General features: G+C 61.8%; 17 protein-coding genes. 7 read left to right on the forward strand and 10 right to left on the reverse strand.

Features of this window, described 5'->3' with window-relative positions; translation table 11 throughout:
• Positions 1-50: 50 nt before the first annotated feature.
• Positions 51-1,562 (forward strand): MFS transporter, encoded by a 1,512-nt coding sequence (locus PSH76_RS22395; RefSeq protein ID WP_305492940.1) that lies wholly within the window; start codon positions 51-53, stop codon positions 1,560-1,562.
• A gap of 56 nt (positions 1,563-1,618) precedes the next feature.
• Here PSH76_RS22395 and PSH76_RS22400 read toward each other — a convergent pair whose 3' ends face one another.
• The gene (locus PSH76_RS22400; RefSeq protein WP_305492941.1) at positions 1,619-2,029 is read right to left on the reverse strand and encodes an HPF/RaiA family ribosome-associated protein; all 411 of its coding nucleotides are present in this window, start codon (positions 2,027-2,029) and stop codon (positions 1,619-1,621) included.
• Between the two features lie 213 nt (positions 2,030-2,242).
• Positions 2,243-3,190, reverse strand: coding sequence for a LysR substrate-binding domain-containing protein (locus tag PSH76_RS22405; RefSeq protein ID WP_032893426.1), 948 nt, complete (start codon positions 3,188-3,190; stop codon positions 2,243-2,245).
• A gap of 137 nt (positions 3,191-3,327) precedes the next feature.
• Here PSH76_RS22405 and PSH76_RS22410 point away from each other — a divergent pair, with 137 nt between their 5' ends.
• The 3 genes from PSH76_RS22410 (at position 3,328) to PSH76_RS22420 (ending at position 6,650) form a co-directional block, all read left to right on the forward strand.
• Complete coding sequence (locus PSH76_RS22410) at positions 3,328-4,704, forward strand: L-serine ammonia-lyase (RefSeq protein WP_305492942.1); 1,377 nt, start codon at positions 3,328-3,330, stop codon at positions 4,702-4,704.
• A 61-nt stretch (positions 4,705-4,765) separates the two neighbouring features.
• Entirely contained in the window at positions 4,766-6,055 is a 1,290-nt protein-coding gene (locus tag PSH76_RS22415; protein WP_305492943.1) for a serine/threonine transporter, read from the forward strand.
• A 277-nt stretch (positions 6,056-6,332) separates the two neighbouring features.
• Positions 6,333-6,650, forward strand: a complete 318-nt coding sequence (locus PSH76_RS22420) for a DUF3509 domain-containing protein (protein WP_032893434.1) — start codon at positions 6,333-6,335, stop codon at positions 6,648-6,650.
• Here the strand turns inward: PSH76_RS22420 and PSH76_RS22425 are convergent.
• On the reverse strand, positions 6,647-7,135 hold the full coding sequence (locus PSH76_RS22425) for a phosphate-starvation-inducible protein PsiE (RefSeq protein ID WP_014717052.1): 489 nt from the start codon (positions 7,133-7,135) through the stop codon (positions 6,647-6,649). The two genes, PSH76_RS22420 and PSH76_RS22425, sit on opposite strands and share 4 nt — an antisense overlap.
• 427 nt (positions 7,136-7,562) lie before the next feature.
• Between PSH76_RS22425 and PSH76_RS22430 the strand changes: the two genes are divergently transcribed.
• Complete coding sequence (locus tag PSH76_RS22430) at positions 7,563-7,823, forward strand: YebG family protein (protein WP_003188807.1); 261 nt, start codon at positions 7,563-7,565, stop codon at positions 7,821-7,823.
• Between the two features lie 55 nt (positions 7,824-7,878).
• Here PSH76_RS22430 and PSH76_RS22435 read toward each other — a convergent pair whose 3' ends face one another.
• Positions 7,879-8,898, reverse strand: a complete 1,020-nt coding sequence (locus tag PSH76_RS22435; protein WP_044272022.1) for a Glu/Leu/Phe/Val dehydrogenase dimerization domain-containing protein — start codon at positions 8,896-8,898, stop codon at positions 7,879-7,881.
• Positions 8,899-9,085: 187 nt separating this feature from the next.
• Between PSH76_RS22435 and PSH76_RS22440 the strand changes: the two genes are divergently transcribed.
• The gene (locus tag PSH76_RS22440; RefSeq protein ID WP_032893436.1) at positions 9,086-9,889 is read left to right on the forward strand and encodes a SirB1 family protein; all 804 of its coding nucleotides are present in this window, start codon (positions 9,086-9,088) and stop codon (positions 9,887-9,889) included.
• Between the two features lie 108 nt (positions 9,890-9,997).
• On the opposite strand, the gene PSH76_RS22445 is transcribed toward PSH76_RS22440, so the two are convergent.
• From PSH76_RS22445 to hmgA, 4 genes are all read right to left on the reverse strand, one after another.
• Positions 9,998-11,350 carry an aromatic acid/H+ symport family MFS transporter gene (locus tag PSH76_RS22445; protein WP_305492944.1) on the reverse strand — a complete coding sequence of 451 codons (1,353 nt, stop codon included), beginning with the start codon at positions 11,348-11,350 and terminating at the stop codon, positions 9,998-10,000.
• Positions 11,351-11,498: 148 nt separating this feature from the next.
• On the reverse strand, positions 11,499-12,134 hold the full coding sequence (gene maiA, locus PSH76_RS22450) for a maleylacetoacetate isomerase (protein WP_138761350.1): 636 nt from the start codon (positions 12,132-12,134) through the stop codon (positions 11,499-11,501).
• Positions 12,135-12,146: 12 nt separating this feature from the next.
• Entirely contained in the window at positions 12,147-13,433 is a 1,287-nt protein-coding gene (gene fahA, locus PSH76_RS22455) for a fumarylacetoacetase (protein ID WP_305492945.1), read from the reverse strand.
• Between the two features lie 3 nt (positions 13,434-13,436).
• Positions 13,437-14,720: a homogentisate 1,2-dioxygenase gene (gene hmgA, locus PSH76_RS22460; RefSeq protein WP_186608536.1), complete on the reverse strand. Its 1,284-nt coding sequence runs from the start codon at positions 14,718-14,720 to the stop codon at positions 13,437-13,439.
• A gap of 120 nt (positions 14,721-14,840) precedes the next feature.
• On the opposite strand from hmgA, the gene PSH76_RS22465 reads away from it, so the two are divergent.
• Positions 14,841-15,620 carry an IclR family transcriptional regulator gene (locus PSH76_RS22465; protein ID WP_305492946.1) on the forward strand — a complete coding sequence of 260 codons (780 nt, stop codon included), beginning with the start codon at positions 14,841-14,843 and terminating at the stop codon, positions 15,618-15,620.
• A 1-nt stretch (position 15,621) separates the two neighbouring features.
• On the opposite strand, the gene dacB is transcribed toward PSH76_RS22465, so the two are convergent.
• Positions 15,622-17,079 carry a D-alanyl-D-alanine carboxypeptidase/D-alanyl-D-alanine-endopeptidase gene (gene dacB, locus PSH76_RS22470; RefSeq protein ID WP_305492947.1) on the reverse strand — a complete coding sequence of 486 codons (1,458 nt, stop codon included), beginning with the start codon at positions 17,077-17,079 and terminating at the stop codon, positions 15,622-15,624.
• A 694-nt stretch (positions 17,080-17,773) separates the two neighbouring features.
• Positions 17,774-20,188, reverse strand: a complete 2,415-nt coding sequence (locus PSH76_RS22475) for a TonB-dependent receptor (protein ID WP_305492948.1) — start codon at positions 20,186-20,188, stop codon at positions 17,774-17,776.
• Between the last annotated feature and the right edge of the window lie 394 nt (positions 20,189-20,582).

Here is a 20,582-nt window from a genome sequence, read left to right on the forward strand (position 1 = left end):
AACCTTATTCCCGAGAGAATAGCCCCTCCCGCTCTCGAAAGGAATGTCGTATGCCCCGCGCCGCCGCACTCTCGGCCCTCACTCCCCCGCGTACCGCCAGGAACGGCATGGCCCTCACCGCTGTCTGCCTGGTGGCCCTGATGTTCGGCCTGGAAATCTCCAGCGTGCCGGTGATCCTGCCTACGCTGGAACAGGAACTGGGCACCGGCTTTCAAGACGCCCAATGGATCATGAATGCCTACACCCTGGCCTGTACCAGCGTACTCATGGCGGCGGGCACCTTGGCGGATCGCTTTGGTCGTCGGCGCGTATTGGTGGTGTGCCTATGGCTGTTCGGGCTAGCTTCATTGGCCTGTGGGCTGGCCGACAGCGCCGCCACGCTGATCGTGGCGCGGTTTGTTCAAGGTATCGGCGCCGGAGCAATGATGATTTGCCAGTTCGCGATATTGTCCCACCAGTTCCGCGAACCCGCGACGCGTGCGCGGGCCTTCGCGATATGGGGCGTGATCGCTGGCGTGGGCCTGGGTTTCGGGCCGATGGTGGGGGCCTTGATCCTGGCCGTGGCGGACTGGCGCTGGGTGTTCCTGGTGCACGTACCGCTGACCCTGTTCACCTTGGCGTTGTTGCACATCAGGGTGCAGGAATCCCGCGACCCGGCCAGCCATCGCCTCGACATCGCCGGCATGCTGACCATGACACTCACGGTGTTTGCGCTGGTCTATTTCATCACCCAGGGCAGCGAAATCGGCTTTGGCACCTCGGCGATGCTCGGCTGGGCTGGCCTGTCGGTCTTCGGGCTGCTGCTGTTTATCTGGATTGAGCGGCGCAGTGCCCACCCGATGTTTGACTTCTCGGTATTGCGCATCCAACGTTTCAACGGCGCGTTGATGGGCTCGATCGGCATGAACTTCAGCTTCTGGCCGTTCATGATCTACCTGCCATTGTACTTCCAGGCGGGCTTGGGTTACGACACGCTGACCACTGGCGGCGCCTTGCTCGCTTACACCTTGCCCACTTTGCTGGTGCCGCCGCTGGCCGAACGCCTGGCCCTGCGTTTTGGCGCCGAACGCATCATCCCCCTGGGCCTGGGCACGATGGGCGCGGGATTCGTGGCAATGGCCATCGTCAATGTTGCCGAACAACCCAGCATCGCGCTGGTGCTGCTCAGTTGCGTGATCGCAGGCATAGGACTGGGGCTGACGAACTCCCCCACCACCAACACCACCACCGGTTCAGTCTCGGCTGACCGCGCCGGCATGGCCTCGGGCATCGACTTCAGCGCACGGCTGATCACCCTCGCGCTCAATATCGCGCTGATGGGCCTGGTGCTGTTGTTGGGAATCAGCCATCACCTGGCCCATGTGCTGCCTGCCAGCACGACGTTGGAGTGGGCAAGCCTCAGCCAGCATATTGCCGCCGGCAAGTTGGATGCGCCGGGGCTGACCGTTCATGATGCGCAAACAGCGCTACGCAGCGGCGCCGGCTGGGCCATGCTGTTTGCGGGCTTGGGCGCTAGCGGGTTGGCGCTGTTGAGCCGGCATTTCTTCCGGCGCGAGCGCTGAACGAAAAACGGGCCTGCATGTGCAGGCCCGTTTTCAGTGGGGGAATGAAAAAACAATCAGCCGTTAATGGCAGCGTTTTCGTTTTCCAGAAATTCCTCTTCCAACGCGTCTTCGTTCACTTTGTTGATTGGCTGGTTTTTACCGGCAGCGCGCGGCTTGCCTTGCAGTTTGCCAAACAGATGTTCCAGTGCGTGTTCGAGCTTGTTCGCCGCACTGTCAATCGCCTGCTCCAGGGTATCGCCCTTGGCGCACACCGACAGCGGCTGATGGCCCTTTGGCCGTGCTTCCAGACGGCAACTCAAATCGTGGGGGCCGGGCTTATCGCCGTTCTCGTCCCGCAGGTAGACCTCCACACGGGTCAGGTCTTCTTCGTAGCGTTCGAGCGTGCTCTCAATGGTAGTACGTACCCACTCCTCCAGTCGGATGCTGCTTTCAATATGGTTATCGCTATTGACTTGGATTTGCATAGTTCTTCCCTTATTTCAGCTAGCTCGCCAGAGGTCACAAACTGCAACACCGGGGTGGTGAAACCATGACCTCTTGATTACACAATTGAGCACCTGCTGAAACAATTCAAGCCCTTTGCAAAGATAAATCCTACATTACAAATTAACCCTGACGACGAGCAAAAACGCTGTTAGGGTGGGGAGTTAGTTACATCTTCTTACGCCCTGCCAAACTCACAATTGCCCCTCTCCCAACGGGTGCAATCCGCGAAAAATCCCTGCTTCCTCCACCAGCCAGTCATGCACCGCACGCACGCCCGGATGGTTCAACGCCCCCGGCGCATACAGCAGCACGTAGCGTTTATGGTTGGGCACCGCCAGGCCGAACGGCACGATCAAAGTGCCGCGCTCCAGTTCATCGTTCAGCAAGGTGCGCCGGGCAATCGCCACGCCCATGCCGGCAATGGCGGCTTCGATGGTCAGGTGGTTGCGGTTGAAGGTGTGCCCGCGCCGCACGTCGGCGCCGTGGTAGCCGATGGCATTGAGGTAAAACTCCCACTCGGCATATTCATAACTCCCACGCCAGGCCGTGATGTCGTGCAGCAGCGGGAAATGCGCCAGGTCCGCCGGGCCATGCAAGGGCGGGCGGCCACGCAACAGGCTGGGGGCGCACACCGGGAATATCTGTTCATCCAACAGGGCTGTGGATAACAACCCAGGGTAGCTGCCGTCGTTGAGGTCGATGGCCAGGTCGAAGTCGCCTTCATGCAGGGCGATGCTGCTGTCTTCGGCGACCATGCGCAGTTGAATGTCCGGAAAACGTTGCTGAAAGCGCGGCAGACGCGGGGTCAGCCACTTGCCCAGAAACGAGGGGATCGAACGCAGGCGCAAGGTACCGCTGATCATCCCGGCGTCCAGGCGCTGCAACTCTGCATCAATGCTGCCGTAAGCCTCCCCCACCACGGCCGCCAGGCGCTGCCCCTCGGCGCTGAGTTCCACCCCCCGCGCACGCCGATGAAACAGCCGAAAGCCCAGGCGCTCCTCCAACTGGCGAATTTGCTGGCTCACCGCTCCCGGCGTGATGTGCAGTTCTTCGGCGCAGCGGGTGAACGACAGATGCCGTGCAGCGCAGGAAAACACGTGCAACCAGACATAGGTCTGGCCGTGGAGGGGGCGGGTCATAGCGTTTAGTCCTGCTAAAGGGTGTCTTAGGATAATTCGTTGGTCAGTGCCGAGCCAGAGGCTCAGTATCGCGCCAATTCCGCCTGCTCTACAAAACATGGCAGCGATTTCTACTCCATTGCTTGTAAGGCTTTAGCATGGCTATCAGTGTTTTCGATCTATTCAAGGTGGGCATCGGCCCTTCCAGCTCCCACACCGTCGGCCCGATGCGCGCTGCCGCGACGTTCGCCCAAGCCCTGACCGACCAGCATGTGCTCAGCCAAACCCGTCGCGTCGAAGTGCGCCTGTATGGCTCGCTGTCCGCTACCGGCGTCGGCCATGCCACCGACCGTGCCTGTGTGATGGGCCTGATGGGCGAATGGCCAGACCGCGTCGACCCCACCTCGATCAGCGGGCGTATCCAGCAATTGCGCGAGTCCGGCCGGCTGCTGCTGGCCGGCCAACAGGAAATTGCCTTCAACTGGCACACCGACCTGTTGCTGCTGGACGAAAGCCTGCCCTACCACCCCAATGCCATGTCCCTGCACGCCTATGGCGACAGCGGCCTGCTGAGCGAACAAACCTATTACTCGGTGGGCGGTGGTTTCATCATCGAAGCCGCCGAAGCCGCATCAGGCGTTGCGCCCAGCAGCGATGTGCAATTGCCCTATGACTTTTCCAGCGCCGTAGAACTGCTGGCCTTGTGCAACAAGCACGGCCTGCGGGTATCCGAACTGATGATGGCCAATGAACGGGCGTGGCGCAGCGACGAAGAAATCCGCAGCGGCCTGCTGCATATCTGGTCGGTGATGCGCGAATGCGTGGAACAGGGCCTGCGCGATGAAGGCATCCTGCCCGGCGGCCTGGATGTGCCGCGTCGCGCCGCGAAATTGCACCGCAGCCTGCTGGAAATCGGCAAGCCCAACGTGATCACCTCGACCTTGTCGGCCATGGAGTGGGTCAATCTGTTCGCCCTCGCCGTCAACGAAGAAAACGCCGCCGGCGGGCGCATGGTCACCGCGCCGACCAATGGCGCGGCCGGGATCATCCCCGCCGTGCTGCACTACTACATGAAGTTCAACGCCGACGCGTCGGACGACGACGTGGTCAACTTCTTCCTCGCCGCTGCCGCCGTCGGCATCCTCTGCAAGAAAAACGCCTCCATCTCCGGCGCCGAAGTCGGCTGCCAGGGCGAAGTAGGCTCGGCCTGCGCCATGGCCGCTGCCGGCCTGGCCGATATCCTCGGCGCCACCCCGGAACAACTGGAAAACGCCGCCGAAATCGGCCTGGAACACAACCTCGGCTTGACCTGCGACCCGGTTGGCGGCCTGGTGCAGGTGCCCTGCATCGAGCGCAATGCCATCGCGGCGGTCAAGGCGATCAACGCCACGCAGATGGCCCTGCGCGGTGACGGCAAGCACTTCATCTCCCTCGACCGGGTGATCCGCACCATGCGCGATACCGGCGCCGATATGCATGACAAATACAAAGAAACTTCACGGGGCGGCCTGGCGGTCAGCTGGGTGGAGTGCTGATCGGAGCACTGCTACCCGCCCCAACGTGAGCCCGCGCAAAAATAATAACGAGGCAATACCGATGACTGATGTACGTACACCTGCTGCCGAAAATCCCGATGTCAGAGAAAACACAGTAACCACCGGCTGGACCAAACACGACACCACCTGGATGCTCGGCCTCTATGGCACCGCCATCGGCGCGGGCACCCTGTTCCTGCCGATCAATGCCGGCGTCGGCGGTTTCTGGCCGCTGATCGTGCTGGCAGTGCTGGCCTTCCCGATGACTTTCTTCGCTCACCGTGGGCTGACGCGTTTTGTGTTGTCAGGCAAATCCGGCGACATCACCGAAGTAGTCGAGGAACACTTTGGTGTCGGCGCCGGCAAGCTGATCACCCTGCTCTACTTTTTTGCGATCTTCCCGATCCTGCTGGTGTACAGCGTGGCGCTGACCAACACCCTGGGCAGTTTCATGGAGCACCAATTGCACATGGCGCCGCCGCCCCGGGCGATTCTGTCGCTGGTGCTGATCCTCGGCCTGATGGCTATTGTGCGTTGCGGCCAGGGCGTGATCGTCAAGGCCATGAGCGTGCTGGTGTACCCCTTCGTGGCCGCCCTGCTACTGCTTGCATTCAGCCTGATCCCCAACTGGAACGGCGCGTTCTTCGCCTCGGCCAGCGAGGGCATGCCGCTGCCGCTGTTCTTCAAGACGTTGTGGCTGGCGATCCCGGTGATGGTGTTCTCGTTCAACCATTCACCGATCATCTCCGCCTTTGCCGTGGACCAAAAGCGCGTCTACGGCGCCCAGGCCGAGCGCAAAAGCAGCGGCATCCTGGCCACCGCCCACGGCATGATGGTGCTGACCGTGATGTTCTTCTGCTTCAGCTGCGTGCTGGCGCTGTCACCGGCTGACCTGGCCGCGGCCAAGGCGCAGAACATCTCGATCCTGTCGTACCTGGCGAACCACTTCCAGACGCCGGTGATCGCCTACGCCGCGCCGTTGATCGCGCTGGTGGCGATCACCAAATCCTTCCTGGGCCACTACATTGGTGCCAGCGAAGGCTTCCAAGGCTTGATCGTCAAATCCCTGCGCGGGCGCAACCGTTCGATGTCGGCGAAATGGCTGGAACGCTGCACCGCGTTGTTCATGGTGCTGACCTGCTGGGCCGTGGCCACCTTCAACCCGAGCATCCTGGGCATGATCGAAACCATGGGCGGGCCGATCATCGCGTGCCTGCTGTTCCTGATGCCGATGTACGCGATCCGCCGAGTGCCATCTTTGCGCCAGTATTCAGGCCAGGCATCGAATGTGTTTGTGGTGGTCATCGGGCTGATTGCGCTGTCTGCGATCGTTTTTTCCGTGATGCCCTGAATTAGCTCACTGATCTCAAAAACAGCCAAAAATAATGTGGGAGCGGGCTTGCTCGCGAATGCAGTGCTTCAGCCAAGTATTTGTTGGCTGATACACCGCCTTCGCGAGCAAGCCCGCTCCCACATTTGGTTTTCTGTGCCGGGTAAATCGCTGTACGGCACGGCCTTTGCTGTAGAGCTTTTGAGGAAAACGGAATTTGGCCGGTGGTCAGGGAATGCGAACTAATCCCGACACCGGCCGTCAATGACTGCATGTTCTTATCAGGCGGTAACGCACCATGGACAATCCTTTTCAGATCATCACCGACACGTTCAGCCCCCAATACCGCGTCAACCTGAGTATCCAACGGCTGGACGGCAGCATCATGCTCACGCTCTCGAACGAGACCGGCGTGGTGGCCAAGCGCATGATCAGCGCCGAACAACGCAACGACCCGCAACGCCTCAAGCGCCTGGTGCAAAGCATCCAGTTCGGCATCGCCATCGAACAGGGCCACAGCGCCGTGCAAATCCTGGAGCTGATGACGGACGGCGACAGCCACAAACTCCTGCAGCGCCCGCCCGCCCGTACCCTACCCTTCAGCGTCGGGCTTTAAAGCTCGCCCTTCTCGGTCTCCAGGCTCGCCTCGCCCTTGCGACGCGGGCTTTCGACCTTCACCGAAGGGAAGGCCGACGAGGCGTAGCGCACCACCAGGATCGCAAACGCCAACAGCAAAATGCCGCCGCACAGGTAGATGATGCCCAGGTCTGGCGGGTTGTGATGGGACACGTTGGAGATCAGCAAACGCGTGAGCGCGGTGATCGCCACGTAGATCAAAAAGCGCACCGGCATGTGGTTGGTCTTGAAGTAAATCCCGACCATCGCGCCCAATTCCAGGTAGATGAACAGCAGCAAGATGTCATCAATCTTGATGTGCCCGTTCTCCAGCATCCCCAGGAACTCCATCACCGCCGCCCAGGCGGTCACCGCACCAATGGCGAACAGCGCCAGGTAATGGAACGACTCGACAAACAGATTACCCAGCGACTCGGCCAGCCCATGTACTTGCTGACGCAGCCTTTCGGCCCAGTTGATTTTCACGATGATGCTTCCTTAGGTCGGCTCGACCGGATAATGCGGGGTGGACGTGACGGTTGTTCTGCATGCAGAAAAAAGGCCAGGGCTGGAGCATAAGATGGTGGCCGTGTGACACGAGGCACTTAAATTACCCCCCCGATCGTTCCCACGCTCCGCGTGGGAACGCCGCCTGGGACGCTCCGCGTCCCTCAGACCTGCTCGTGGGTGACGCGGAGCGTCACGGGATGCATTCCCACGCGGAGCGTGGGAAGGATCGAGCGTGGGAACCATCGACCTCAGCGTGCTGTGCGAAATTTCCGGTTCAGCCCCCCATTTCCCAACTACATTAAAAACCTACTATCCAAACCCCAACGTTTGGCTTATCCTTTTAGCTGTATATAAATACAGTAGTCGCAAAAGAAAACTATCGTGAAGGCATGTGAGGTGGTGAATGGCCGTCGAAGTGGTATACCGCAGCAGCCGAGATCTGGAGCGTTTGTTCATGGATAAAGCCGAAGCTGACCGTCATGACAAGATGCTTGAACTCGCTGAGTTGCTGGCAGAGGTGTTGCAAAAAGCCGTGCCGTCGTTGAGCGAGCAGCAGGTGGAAGAAGCCGGGATCTACATGGCGAAGAACCGCGATGTGTTTGCCAAGGCGTTCAAGAGCCAGCCGGACGCATTGTCCGAGTTGCTGAACCCGGCGGCGGAGTAAAGCCCGAATTGAACAGGCCCTGAATCATGGATTCAGGGCCTTTTTAATGCCTGGCCTATTTGTACAGCAGGCGTTCGGCCAGCTCATCAGCCACCCGTGCGGGCGAGCGTTTTTCGGCTTGGGCGTGGGCGAAGATTTCGGTCAGGCGGCTGCCGATGTTTGACAGGTGCGCGGTGATGCCGGGCAGGTCGGTGCCGGCGTGTTTGAGGGCGACGTAGATCAGCCCGCCAGAGTTGATCACATAGTCCGGTGCGTAGAGGATGCCGCGGCCTTCCAATTGGTCGGCGATGTCCAGGTTGGTCAGTTGCGCGCTGGCCGAACCCGCCACGGCGGCGCAACGCAGCTGGCCGACGCTGTTACGGTTGAATACTGCGCCGACGCCGCAGGGCGCAAGAATGTCGCACGGGGTGCTGAGCAAGGCGTCGTTGGCAATCGGGTGGGCGCCCAGTTGCTGCATGGCCAGTTGCACCTTGCCGTGATCGATGTCGCTGACCAGCAGCTCGGCACCGGCGGCATGCAGTTGCTCGGCAAGGGCGTAACCGACATTGCCCAGGCCCTGTACCGCGACGCGCAGGCCCTCGAGGTTGTCGCTGCCCAGGCGCGCCATAGCGGTGGTGCGGATACCGGCGAACACTCCCATGGCAGCATGGGGCGCGGGGTCGCCGGCGGCGGTGGTGCTGGTGACAAAGCGGGTGTTCTGGGCGATGCAGTCCATGTCGGCGACCGAGGTGCCGCTGTCGATCGAGGTGATGAAGCGGCCGTCGAGTTTTTCCACACAACGGCCAAACGCCTCGAACAGCGCCGCACGGCTTTCCACGTGCACGGGGCGGATGATCACCGCCGTGCCACCGCCCACCGGCAGCCCGGCCAGTGCGGCTTTGTAGCTCATGCCTTGCGCCAGGCGCGCAGCATCGGCTACGGCGGTTTCATCATTAGGGTAAGCCAGGTAACGACAGCCACCCAACGCTGGGCCCAGGCGACTGTTGTGGATGGCGATGATCGCCTTCAAGCCGGTCACCGGATCAACGCTCAGGTGCAGCGATTCAAGGCGGGTGCTGTGCATGAGCGCAAACATCAATGAGCTCCCGAATCACTTCTGGTAGTGGGCCAAGTATAGGCTTGCGGCAGAAAACTGCTGGATTGCGCTGGAATAAGCCGCGCGTTTTCGTAGGATCTACGACATAAGCGCGTGGGATATCTCTCAAGATGCTGGACGAAAATTCTCAGCAAGGCTAAAACGGGGGCATACGCCGGAGAACTCGATGAACCCCCGCACAGCTTTTTTCGCCTGCCTGGACCGTTCACCCCCCGCGCTGTTCGAAGCCGCGCTGTGGATTGCTGCCGAGCATGACGCCAGCGTGCAGCCGGCGCTGATCCTGCACGAGCTTGGCGCGCTGCAACAACAGGTCAGCCTGGGCATGCCCCTGCTACCGGCGGATGAACTCGGCCAACCGCTGCTGCGACGCCTGAATGACCTTGGGTTTGCCCAGGATGACCATACGCCATTGCGCCCCGCCGCCGCGCTGCTGGACAAAGTGCTGCAACGCAAACGCGGGCAACCCTTGGCCATGGGCCTGATCGCCCTGGAGATGGCACGACGCCTGGATATCCCCATGGTCGGCGTGAACTTCCCCGGGCACTTCCTGCTGCGGGTACCGGGTGCCGATCACCTGCTGGACCCTTGCGGCGGCCGGCGCCTGTACCCTAACGACTGTCGCGAGTTGCTGGCGCGCCAATACGGGGAGAAGCTGAAATTGCAGGCCGACCACCTGCTGACTGCCGAGCCACGGGCGATCCTGCAACGGCTGTCGCGCAACCTGCGCCAACTCTACCTTGCCAACGACGAACCGTTGGCGGCCCTGGTGGACGCCGAGCGCGTACTGGAACTGGGCAACGCCAGCGCCTCCGACTACCTGGCGCGCGCCAGCCTGTATCAACGCCTGGATTGCCCCAGCGCCGAACGCTTCGACCTGGAACACGCCCTGATGCTCAGCGATGACCCGATCCAGCGTCTGCGCCTGACCGAGCGGCTCGGGCACCTGCCGCCCAACTCAGTAATGCACTGACCCAACTCCCAACTGTAGGAGCGAGCTTGCTCGCGAAGAACGCAAGGGCACCGCGTTAAACCAGGATGCCCGCATTATCGTTGACGTGCTTAGCGAGCAAGCTCGCTCCTACAGTGAGGGTTTGAGAACGTCGCTGTGCAGCGTGTTAGCTCCCGGCGCCCGCACTTGAATAATCAACAACGCTGCAATCACCGCCGGAATCGCGCAGAAGAAGAAAATCTGCTCGACCGGTATATGCATCGCCAGCAACAGGCTGCCAAACAGCGGCCCCAGAATCGACCCGAATCGCCCCACCCCCAACGCCCAGCCCGTGCCGGTGGCGCGCACGTGCGCCGGGTAGAAGTTGCTCGCGAAGGCATTGAGGGTCAGTTGCCCGCCGATGATGCAGAACCCGGCAGCGAACACGCAGGCCACCAGGTAGCGTGGGTTGTCGTGGTTCAAGCCCAGCAAGATGGTGCACAACGCTGCCGCCGCCAACACGCCGGACAGCAACCGTACTTTGCTTTTCAGGCGGTCGGCAAACCAGGCCATGAGAATGGCGCCCAAGGTGCCGGCGAACAGGAACATGGAGGTGACCAGGTTGGCTTCGTTCAACGCCAGGCCGCTTTCGAGCAATAGCGAAGGCAGCCAGCTGATCATGAAATACAGCAGGATCAGGCTGACAAAGAAAGTCGCCCAGATCAGCAGCGTCGGGCGCGCGTAGCCGTTGCGAAACAGCTCCACCACCGTCAGTTTGCTGCCTTGCTCCTTCAAGCTTTCCGCTTCGGTCGCGGGCGGTGGCTGCCAGTCGGGCAGCATCCGCGCCGTGACTCTGCGCAAACGCAGATAGGGCGGCGCATCGCGCAACAGACGCGGCAAGGATTCGGGCAACAGCCATACCAGAAACGGGAACAGCAGCAACGGCGTCACACCGCCCGCCAGGAACACCGCCTGCCAGCCAAAACTGTCGATAAACCCGGCCGCCACAAAGCCACCCGCCGCGCCGCCGAACGAAAAGCCACAGGCGGCCAGCGTCACCATCAAGGTGCGCAGGCGTGGTGGCGAATACTCCGACATCAACGCCATGGCACTGGGCATCGCACCGCCCATGCCGATCCCGCAGATAAATCGCGCCGCCATCAACGTGGTCAGGGAATTGGCGAACACCATCAATACCGTGAGGCTGGCGTAGATCAGCACGCACGCCAGCAGAATGCGTCGCACACCAAACCGATCCGCCAGCGGTGTCACCAACAGCGAGCCGAGGGTGAGGCCCAGCAGGTTGGCGCTGAACACGGGCCCGAACGCGGATTTGTCCAGGCCCCAGTCCTGGGCCAGCGCCGGCACTACATAGCCCAGCACCTGGGCGTCATAGCCATCGGTGACCAGTAGCAGTGCCAGCAGCAGGAGAATCAACCATTGATAGCGCGACACCGGACGGGCGTCGAGTGCCGCGCGAAAGCTGGCAATCTGATTGTGCATCGCAAGGTACCTGTTTTTTTTATGATGGTTCCCACGCTCTGCGTGGGAATACAGCCCTGGACGCTCCGCGTCCGTTTTTAGAACCGTGACGCGGAGCGTCACATGAGGCGTTCCCACGCAGAGCGTGGGAACGATCATTAAAGGTGGTTCAGGGGGTGTCAGGTTGATTGGCGGGGTGTGCCTGCATGAAGGCCGGATGTTGGGCCGCCAACGCCGCCACCCGCCCGATGCGTGGGTATGCCGCCAAGGGCACCTTGAAACGCTCGGCCGCGTACAACTGCGGGATCAGAAACGCATCGGCCAGGCCCGGTTGTTCGCCAAAGCAAAACCCGGTGTCGCCAATCAACTGCTCCACCGCGCCCAGGCCCTGGCTGATCCAATGCCCGATCCACTCCAGCAATTGCGCCTCGTCGTGCCCCCACTTGCGCAGCAAGTTCTGGGTGCTGGAGTTATGCAACGGGTGGATATCACAGGCGATGATCGACGCCACCGCCCGCTCATGGGCCCTGGCGACCAAGTCCTTGGCGAGCAGTGGCACCTGTGGATAACGCTCTTCCAGGTACTCGATGATCGCCTGTGACTGGATCAACAACGCCCCTTCATCGCTACGCAACGCCGGCACGCGCCCTTGGGGGTTGATCGCCAGGTAGTCAGGCTGGCGGTTGGCGCCGCCGGCCGGCACCAGCAGGTTGACCGGCAGCGCGGTGAAATCCAGGCCTTTGAGGGCCAGGGCAATACGTACTCGATACGACGCAGTAGAGCGGTAGTAGGTATAGAGTTCCATGGCCCTGCCCTCTCAGCGCGCCGCGACCACGGTGCCGCGGCATTCGCCGAAGCCGATGGAGGCAAAGCCCTCGCGGCTGCAACGGGCACGCAGGATGATTTCGTCGCCATCCTCAAGGAATTTACGCACCTCACCGCAAGCCAATTCAATCGGCTTTTTACCGCCTTCGGTAATCTCCAACAGGCTGCCGAACTGCCCCGGCTGCGGGCCAGACAACGTGCCCGAACCAAACAGGTCACCGGCCTGCAACTGGCAGCCGTTGACGCTGTGGTGCGCCACCATTTGCGCCACGGTCCAGTACATATGCTCGGTGTTGCTCAGGGTCAGGCGATGGGCGGGCAGGTTTTGTTCACGCATCGAGGCCGTGGTGAGCAGCACTTCCAGTTCGATATCAAAGGCGCCCGCGTTCTGATCACGCTTGTCCAGCAGGTAAGGCAGCGGTTGCGGATCACCCTCGGGGCGCGGCGGCTGGGCCTTGCGGAAAGGTTCTAAAGCTTCGGCAGTCACCACCCACGGCGAGATGCTGGTGATAAAGCTTTTCGACAAAAACGGCCCCAGCGGCTGATATTCCCAAGCCTGGATGTCCCGCGCCGACCAGTCGTTGAGCAAGCAGAAACCGGCGATATGCTCGGCGGCATCGCCAATGGCAATCGCATCGCCCATGGCATTGCCCTGGCCGATCCAGATGCCCAGCTCCAACTCATAGTCCAGGCGCGCGCAGGGGCCAAAGGTCGGCTCGGTCTGGCCGGCCGGGAGGGTCTGGCCTTTAGGGCGTCGCACCTCTGTACCCGAGGGACGAATGGTGGAGGCACGGCCGTGGTAGCCAATGGGCACGTACTTGTAGTTCGGCAGCAGCGGGTTATCGGGGCGGAACAATTTGCCGACGTTTTGCGCGTGCTCGATGCCGACGTAGAAGTCGGTGTAGTCATTGATCTTGGCCGGCAAGTGCATCTGGCAATCGGCGGCACGGTGCAGCACTTGCGCCTCACGGGCTTGCAGCTCGCTGCCTTCGGCCAGCAGTTCCAGCAGGCGCTCGCGCAGGGCAACGCGGGGGCCACGGCCCAGCTCGAAAAACCCGTTCAACTGCCCGCCCGCAGTGGCTTCAACGGCGCGCCGAGCTTCACCTTCAAACGCGTCCAGCGCGGCGTGCAAGTCGAGAATCGCATCGCCAATCGCCACGCCACTGCGCGGTGCCGAGCCATTGATACTGAACACGCCCAGGGGCAAGTTCTGCAGGGGGAAATCCGCGTGACCATTGGCCGAGGATACCCAGCTGCGGGTCTGCGTTGGTTGAGTCATGGGTTATCTCCGGTTCGGGTTGAAGGTGGCGGGCAGCGCGGCCCAGCACGCGTCGTAAGCAGGTTGCAGTTGCGGGCATTCCAGTGCGAACTGGGTCGGGCGCAGCACTTGGCTGGTCTCGAACATGAACGCCATGGTGTTATCGATCTTGTGCGGCGCCAGGTCGGCGTTGATGGCCTTGGTGCAGGTCTCGCCATCCGGGCCGTGGGCGCTCATGCAACTGTGCAGCGATGCGCCGCCCGGCAGGAAGCCTTCGGCCTTGGCGTCGTAGGCGCCCTGGATCAGGCCCATGTATTCGTTCATCAGGTTGCGGTGGAACCAAGGCGGACGGAAGGTGTTCTCGGCCACCATCCAGCGTGGCGGGAAAATCACGAAGTCGAGGTTGGCCAGGCCGTGCACGCTGGTAGGCGAGGTCAATACCGTGAAGATCGACGGGTCCGGGTGATCGAAACTCACCGTGCCGATGGTGTTGAAACGGCGCAGGTCATATTTGTACGGCACATTGTTGCCGTGCCAGGCGACCACGTTGAGCGGTGAGTGGTCCAGCTCGCAGCCCCACAGCTCACCGAGGAACTTCTGTACCAGCGTGGTCGGTTGCTTGAGGTCTTCGTAGTGGGCAACCGGCGTAAGAAAGTCGCGCGGGTTGGCCAGGCCGTTGCTGCCGATAGGGCCCAGGTCGGGCAGGCGCAGCGGGGCGCCGTGGTTCTCAGCGACGTAGCCGCGAGCTTGCGCGTCCAGCAGTTCGACACGGAACTTGAGACCACGGGGCAGCACCACGATTTCCAGCGGCTCGACGTCCAGCACACCCAACTCGGTGGCGATGCGCAGGCGGCCCTGCTCGGGGACGATCAGCAGTTCGCCGTCGGCATTGAAGAACACGCGCTCCATGGAGCGGTTGGCGCGGTAGTTATAGATGCTGATGCCCGAAGGTTTCTCTGCCCCCGCATTGGCGACCATGCCCACCAGGCCGTCGATAAAGTCCGTCGGTTCACTCGGGATGTCCAACGGGTTCCAGCGCAAGCGGTTCGGCGTCACCGCGCCCAACGGGCCACCGGCCAATTGCCGCGCAAGCTTGGCGAATGCCGGGTGGTTGGCCGACGGCTGGATGCGGTACAGCCAGGTGCGACGGGCTTCGCTGCGAGCCATGGTGAAGGCGGTGCCGGAAAACAGCTCGGTATAGAGCCCGTAAGGGGCTTTTTGCGGCGAGTTCTGGCCGACCGGCAGCGCGCCGGGCAAGGCTTCGCTGGCGAACTCATTGCCGAAGCCCGACAGGTATTCGAGGTTCATGGATCGTCCTCTAAGGGTCAGTTGTATTTATCGTAATCCAGTTACGCATAACGTAATTTGATCACTCTCGACCGTCAAGCTATAAAGACGCCCATTCATCTCTCGGATTCTCGCCCTTCCATGGAAAAGCCCCGCGACACCGGTAAACAGAAAGTCCGCTCGGCGGAAGTCGGCACCGATATCCTCAAGGCCCTGGCCGAACTGTCCCCGGCCACCTCGTTGTCACGCCTGGCCGAACATGTGCAGATGCCGGCGAGCAAGGTGCACCGCTATTTGCAGGCCCTGATCGCTTCGGGTTTTGCCGAACAGAACAGCGCCACCAACCATTACGGCCTGGGCCGCGAAGCGTTACGCGTGGGGTTGGCGGCGCTGGGCAGCCTGGATGTGTTGAAAGTCGGCGCCCTGCCCCTGGCCGAGCTGCGCGATGAATTGAATGAAACCTGCTTTCTGGCGGTATGGGGCAATCAGGGCGCGACGGTGGTGCACATCGAGCCAGCGGTGCGTGCCGTCACCGTGGTGACGCAATTGGGCTCGGTATTACCGCTGCTCAGCTCGTCCACCGGGCTGGTGTTCAGCGCCTACCTGCCGTCGCGGGAAACCGTGGAACTGCGCGAGCGCGAGGTTCAAGCCGGCACCGCCCACACCTTGGCGAACGATCAGGCCTATGCCAGCGTGTGCGAGCAAATCCGCAGCCGCGGCCTGCACTTTGTGCATGGGCTGCTGATGCCTGGCGTGGATGCATTATCAGCGCCGGTGTTCAATGCGGTCGGGCACGTGGCGGCGGTGATGACCGTGGTCGGCCCGACCTCACTGTTCCATGCCGATGAAGATGGCCCGGCGGCGCAGCGCTTGCTGGCGGCGACCCGGGCCGTGAGTTGGCGCATGGGCTATCAGCCCTGAATCAATCTTCGCTGCGGGACAGGGCCAGGGCGACGCGGTTTTCCACGGCTTTTACCTGCGCGCCAGCGACCACATAGTTGTTGGTCAACATCGCGAACACCAGCTTGCGCCCGTGAGCATCGGTGATGTAACCACTCAATGACGACACGCCGGCCATGGAGCCGGTCTTGGCATGCAGGTTATTTTCCGCAGCCGTGCCGCGCAGGCGGTAACCCAGGCTGCCGCCGGTCATGCGGTCGGCATTGCCGGCAACCGGCAGCGCGTTGTACCAGGCGTCGAACCAGGGTTGTTTGCTGGCCGCCAGCAGCAGGTCGGTGAGGGTTTGCGACGACACCAGGTTACGCCGCGACAGGCCGGAGCCGTCCACTTGGCTCAAAGCGCTGGTGTCCAGCCCCTGGCGCTGGAGGAAGCCGGCCACCGCCACGGCGCCCGCCGCCGCCGTGCCATTGTTGGCCGTCTGGCGACCCATGGCCTTGAGCAAGGCTTCGGACATGGCGTTGTTCGAGAGCTTGAGCAGCGGCACGATCAGTTCCTGCAACGGCGCCGATTGGTGTTCAGCCAGCACCGCTACCCCAGCAGGACTCGCCCCGCCCATCACCCGACGCCCCAGCACCTTGATGCCCTGCTGCGCCAAGGCTTGCTCAAACAGGTTGGCCACCAGTTGCGTCGGCTCCCACACGCTGATCAATTGCTGACTCTGCCGGCCCGGCGCCACCGCGCCGCTGAGCTGCAGCAGGTTGGTGCCATGGCGACGGTTGATCCCATAGCTGTTACCCGGCCCGCTGACGGCGCGGTTATTCAGTTGCAGGTAATCGGTGGGCGGGTAGATCTCCACGCCGACCGGCGAGCCGACGCGCAACGGCGCCTTGGCGGTGACCAGCACGCTGCCGGCATCAAAGTCGGCATTGGGCGCCACGGTCAACGCTGAAATCTGCGCGCCGTAGTAGGTGGTTTCATCATCATGGGACCAGTCCACGCCCAAGCGCTCGGCATCGAACCAGGTGTCGTCGAACACCAGGTCACCCTGCACCTGGCGCACGCCCTGGCTGGCCAACTGCGCGGCGAGCGCCTGGTAGTCGGCAAACTGAATACTCGGGTCGCCCAAGCCACGCAGGTACAGGTTGCCAGTCAGCCGGTCGCCCTGGCGTATGCCATTGCTCAGCAATTGGGTGGCGAAGCGGTAGTGCGGCCCCAACACATCCATGGCCGCCGCCGTGGTCAACAGCTTGAGGTTGGACGCGGGCACCAGCCGAGTGCGTGGGTTGTGCTGATACAGCGTGGTGCCCGTGCGGGCGTCACGTACCATCAGCGAGACCGTGGCGCCTTGCAGCGCCGGGTCGCTCAACAGCTTATCCAGGGTTGCCGGGGTGGAGGTTTGGGAGACGCTGGCGCAGCCGCCCAGTAAAAAACTCAAGCCGACCAGCAGGGTGCTGGTGTGAAACCATTTTCCAAAGTGCATCAGTAGCGTTTTCCATAAGCCTGCAATGGCGGCAACGCTAACAGCTCGCTATCAATGTGGCGACCGCTTTCCTGTGGGAGCTGGCTTGCCTGCGATGCAGGCAACTCGGTGTATCAAGCAAACCCAGTGGATGCCATCACAGCCTAGGTATCTACACAACTTTGTGGGTTGTAACAGCAGACGCTAACCACGATGCGAAGCGAGCCGCTCTTGATCTGCTTTTGATCTTGATCTCAGGCGCCCCGTTAAACCACGCTGGCCGAACGCAGGCTTGAATTCGTGGGTAACCCGGCAGGACGCCGGGTTAGCCGCCCCGCGCCATGGATGGCGCGTGGCGGCGGCCCACGGATTCAAGCCTGCGTTCGGGCACACCGAGCCTAAGCGAGGTGCCGAGTGGTGGGGCAAGAGCGTTTTGCTTACTTTTGCGCTTTTCAAAAGTGAGCCGCCGTCAGGGCGGAACCCTAAGTGGCCGTTACCTAAATAACGGATATGTACCTGGTCCAGCTGTGTTGACTGTTAGGCCGTCTTCGCAGGCAAGCCAGCTCCCACATTTGGATCGTGGTGTGTCAGTTAGATCAGCGTCGGCCGTCAGTCCGTCACGGGAGCAAGCTCCCTCGCCACAGGTCCAGCGTCACACCAAAGATGTGTAGAAACCTATGGCCATCGCAGGCAAGCCAGCCACCTATAAAATGAATCAGAAGGTCAACGTGCTTGAAACCGACACCTGCCGCGCATCGCCAATGGACACGAACTGCGTATTCACCGAAGAGGTGTAATAGGTGCGGTCGAACAGGTTCTTCACATTGAGCTGAAACTTGACCTTCTGCCCATCAAGTTGCGTGTCGTAGCTGGCAAATACATCCGCCACGGTATAGCTCGGCAGCTCAAAACTGTTGGCCGCATCTCCGGCCCGCTCGCCCACATAGCGCGCACCGGCGCCGACCCGTAGTTGATCGCCACCCAGAATAGTGCCGAAGTCATACACCGCCGACAGCGAGCCGGTGTTTTTCGCCACGTTCTGCAGGCGCTTGCCTTTGAGCGTCGGGTCGTCGGTGACCTCGGCATCGGTGTAGGCATAGCTGCCGATCAGGCTCCACTTGTCGGTCAATTGCCCGCTGGCATCCAGCTCCAGGCCACGGGAGCGCACCTTGCCCGCCACGCTGTAGACCGAGGTTAGCCCCTCGCCCACCTGGACCAGCACGTTGCGTTTGTCGATGTTGAACAAGGCCGCACTGGCGGTGATACGCCCCGGCAGGTCGAACTTGGTGCCCAGCTCCCAGGCCTTGGATTCTTCAGGGTCGAGGCTGCCATCCAGCACGGTTTTGTTGGCCAGCGGCGCGATGGTGGAGTTGGGTTTGAACGACTCGGTGTAGCTGCCGTAGAACGACAGTTCATCGGTGTAGCGGTACACCAGCCCGGCCCGCGGCACCCATTTCTGGCCGTTGCCATCGGTGTTGGCGGTGAACGGCACGCCTTTGCCGGCGTATTGATCGTACATTTGATAGCGAGCCCCACCGACCAGAATCCACTGGTCGTTGAGATGAATCGCATCCTGGAAGAACAGCGAGTCGCTGCGCAGCAGGTCCGTCTGGTTACTGTCCGGCGCGCTGACGTTGGAGCCCGCCACTTCGTTGCCGTACACCGGATCGTTGTAATTGAAGACACCGCGTGGTGCCTGGCGGATCAGGTCGGCACGGTAGATTTTGCGGTACTCGTCGTCCAGGCCGAATACCAGGTCGTGTTGCATACCCGCCACATTTAGCTTGCCTTCAAGGCTTGCGGTTGCGAAACGGTCGGTGGTCAGCGCGCCCTGGGTGCCGTCCATGCTGCGGGTCAGGGTGCCGTTGGGGTTGACCTTGACCACCCGCACCTGGCTGGCGTCGTAGGTTTCGCGGTTCCAGCTGTAGCCGAAGTGGGCTTTCCAGTCGTCATTCAGGTCGTGGTCGACGGTCAGGCGATACAGGTCGGAGCGCCCTTCCATATTGTTGAACGGCTCATCCAGGCGGCGGGTCGCGGGGATGTTCAGCGCGTGGCGGGTCTTGGGGTCGATAGCCGTGCCACGGTCAAAGGGCGAGAGAAACTCGCGGTGTTCATAGGCGACAACCACCTGGGTGGTATCGCCGTACCAGGCCAGGGACGGCGCCACCAGCGTCTCGCGATGGGTACCGTAGTTGCGCCAGTAGTCTTCGTCTTCATGATCGACGATCAGACGATAGGCCAAGCCGCTGTCACCGAGGGGCCCGGTGGTGTCGAGGTTGCCGCCGCTGCCGTTTTTGCCGCTGCCGAAGGTTGAACCACGCGCAGTCAGAGCCGTGGACTGCACCAGCTCAGGCTTTTTGCTGACGATATTGACCACGCCGCCCGGGTCCTGGATGCCGTACAGCAGCGACGACGGCCCCTTGAGCACTTCGACACGATCAGCGGTGGCGTTCAACGCCCGGCCCTGCACCACCGGCATGCCGTCTTTCATGATCGAGCCATTACGGTTGTCGCCAAAGCCACGCAGCATCACCGCGTCCTGGGTGCTGCCGAGGGTGTTGGACTGGGTAATACCACTGATATTGCCCAGGGCGTCATCCAGGTTACGCGGCTGTTGATCGCGCAGTACTTGGGCGGGCACCACATTCACGGTTTGCGGGGTTTCCAGCAGCAAGCCACGGGAGCGCATCACCGAACTGGTGGGCGGTGGCTGGTAGCTGGTGCTGGCTTGGGTCAAGTCGATGCCGCTGATGGTGGTAGCGCCCAGATTGACCGCGCCATCGGTGGGCACCGGTTCCAGCGCCAGAGTACGGGCGTCGATCTGTCGAAAGGTGAAGCCGGAACGGCCCAGCAGACGTTGCAGGGCCTGGCTCGCGCTCATCTGCCCACTGACCGCCGGGGCGTTGATGCCGTAGGGCGCTTCATCGGTGTAGATCACACTGATCCCGGTAACCCGGCTGAAATCGCTCAACGCCTGGGGCAACGGCTTGGCCGCCAGGGCAAAATTGAACTGGGCGCTGTGCTGCTCCTGCGCCTGCGCCATCGCCAGGGGCAGCAAGGCCAACCCAGACACCGTGAATACCGAGGCTCCCAGCCACTGTTTGACCCAACCGCCCGCCGTCGATTTCATGCTGTGAGCACCCATGTAGAAAACGCTGTTAATGCGAATTGATCGCAGTTTCATGCACTACACGAATGGGCCGGCGATTTACCTCACCTCTGCTGGCAATTATTTTTTATTTACTGCATCTGGGTCCCACCGTTATCACAGCATAGGTATCTACATCACTTTCTGGGCTGTAGCAGCAGACGGTAACCACGATGCGAAGCGAGCCGCTCTTGATCTTGATCTTAGGCGCCCCGTCAAACCACGCTGGCCGGAATTCGACAGGGATTTGGGGGGTAAACCGGCAGGGATGCCGGTTTAGCCGCCCCGCGCCATGGATGGCGCGTGGCGGCGGCCCCCCAAATCACTGGCGGATTACGGGCACACCGAGCCTAAGCGAGGTGCCGAGTGGTGGGGC

Origin of the sequence: Pseudomonas sp. FP215 (assembly GCF_030687795.1) — a bacterium.
Classification (GTDB): domain Bacteria; phylum Pseudomonadota; class Gammaproteobacteria; order Pseudomonadales; family Pseudomonadaceae; genus Aquipseudomonas; species Aquipseudomonas salmasensis.

Excerpts from the sequence above, each read along its gene's own strand:
- PSH76_RS22395 (WP_305492940.1), top strand. The coding sequence starts at position 51 with ATGCCCCGCGCCGCCGCACTCTCGGCCCTCACTCCCCCGCGTACCGCC.
- PSH76_RS22400 (WP_305492941.1), bottom strand. The coding sequence starts at position 2,029 with ATGCAAATCCAAGTCAATAGCGATAACCATATTGAAAGCAGCATCCGA.
- PSH76_RS22405 (WP_032893426.1), bottom strand. The coding sequence starts at position 3,190 with ATGACCCGCCCCCTCCACGGCCAGACCTATGTCTGGTTGCACGTGTTT.
- PSH76_RS22410 (WP_305492942.1), top strand. The coding sequence starts at position 3,328 with ATGGCTATCAGTGTTTTCGATCTATTCAAGGTGGGCATCGGCCCTTCC.
- PSH76_RS22415 (WP_305492943.1), top strand. The coding sequence starts at position 4,766 with ATGACTGATGTACGTACACCTGCTGCCGAAAATCCCGATGTCAGAGAA.
- PSH76_RS22420 (WP_032893434.1), top strand. The coding sequence starts at position 6,333 with ATGGACAATCCTTTTCAGATCATCACCGACACGTTCAGCCCCCAATAC.
- PSH76_RS22430 (WP_003188807.1), top strand. The coding sequence starts at position 7,563 with ATGGCCGTCGAAGTGGTATACCGCAGCAGCCGAGATCTGGAGCGTTTG.
- PSH76_RS22435 (WP_044272022.1), bottom strand. The coding sequence starts at position 8,898 with ATGTTTGCGCTCATGCACAGCACCCGCCTTGAATCGCTGCACCTGAGC.
- PSH76_RS22440 (WP_032893436.1), top strand. The coding sequence starts at position 9,086 with ATGAACCCCCGCACAGCTTTTTTCGCCTGCCTGGACCGTTCACCCCCC.
- PSH76_RS22445 (WP_305492944.1), bottom strand. The coding sequence starts at position 11,350 with ATGCACAATCAGATTGCCAGCTTTCGCGCGGCACTCGACGCCCGTCCG.
- maiA (WP_138761350.1), bottom strand. The coding sequence starts at position 12,134 with ATGGAACTCTATACCTACTACCGCTCTACTGCGTCGTATCGAGTACGT.
- fahA (WP_305492945.1), bottom strand. The coding sequence starts at position 13,433 with ATGACTCAACCAACGCAGACCCGCAGCTGGGTATCCTCGGCCAATGGT.
- hmgA (WP_186608536.1), bottom strand. The coding sequence starts at position 14,720 with ATGAACCTCGAATACCTGTCGGGCTTCGGCAATGAGTTCGCCAGCGAA.
- PSH76_RS22465 (WP_305492946.1), top strand. The coding sequence starts at position 14,841 with ATGGAAAAGCCCCGCGACACCGGTAAACAGAAAGTCCGCTCGGCGGAA.
- dacB (WP_305492947.1), bottom strand. The coding sequence starts at position 17,079 with ATGCACTTTGGAAAATGGTTTCACACCAGCACCCTGCTGGTCGGCTTG.
- PSH76_RS22475 (WP_305492948.1), bottom strand. The coding sequence starts at position 20,188 with ATGAAATCGACGGCGGGCGGTTGGGTCAAACAGTGGCTGGGAGCCTCG.